Annotated in this window: 1 protein-coding gene; it reads left to right on the forward strand. The window is 59.7% G+C overall.

Annotated elements, in window-relative coordinates; all coding sequences use genetic code 11:
- Positions 1-100: 100 nt before the first annotated feature.
- On the forward strand, positions 101-777 hold a 677-nt coding region (locus G6N73_RS36035), incomplete at its 3' end, for an IS5 family transposase (protein WP_165034592.1).

The following is a 777-nucleotide window of genomic DNA, read 5'->3' on the forward strand; positions in this document are numbered from 1 at the left end:
AACTTATGACACAGTAAGACTAGCAGGATGTTGAAAAAGGCGCTCGCCCTTGGGCCGCGGTCGTGATTCATTTTCTCTGAAGGGATTCGGAGGATGAATCGTGCGGGGCAGCGATAGTCGGACTGGCGAACTGTTCAGCTACGTGGATCTTGAGGCGCGGGTTCGGCGACACCATCCGCTCCGCGCGATCCTGGGGATCGTGAACGAGGCGCTGTCGGCGCTGGCGGAGGATTTCGCAGCGCTGTATTCGCCAATTGGGCGACCCTCGATCCCGCCGGAGAAGCTCTTGAGGGCGATGCTTTTGCAGGCATTCTACTCGATCCGCTCGGAACGGTTGCTGATGGAGCGGCTGGAATATGATCTCCTGTTTCGCTGGTTTGTCGGGATCGGCGTCGACGATCCGGCCTGGAACCATTCGGTGTTCTCGAAGAACCGGGACCGGCTGCTTGAGGGTGACATTGCGGCTAAGTTCCTTGCTGCGGTTCTGGCCCATCCACGGGTGAAGAGACTTCTTTCGAGTGATCACTTCTCAGTCGACGGCACCCTGATCCAGGCGTGGGCTTCGATGAAGAGCGTCAAGCCGAAAGATGGGTCGGGTGAGCCACCCACCGACGGCGGCGGGCGCAATGTGGAAGCGGACTTCCACGGGCAGAAACGGTCCAACGAGACGCATGCTTCAACCACCGATCCTGACGCCAGGCTCTACCGCAAGGGACACGGCAAGGAAGCAAAGCTCTGCTTCATGGGGCATGGGCTGATGGAGAACCGCCACGGCCT

The organism is Allomesorhizobium camelthorni, assembly GCF_011045125.1.
Classification (GTDB): Bacteria; Pseudomonadota; Alphaproteobacteria; order Rhizobiales; family Rhizobiaceae; genus Allomesorhizobium; species Allomesorhizobium camelthorni.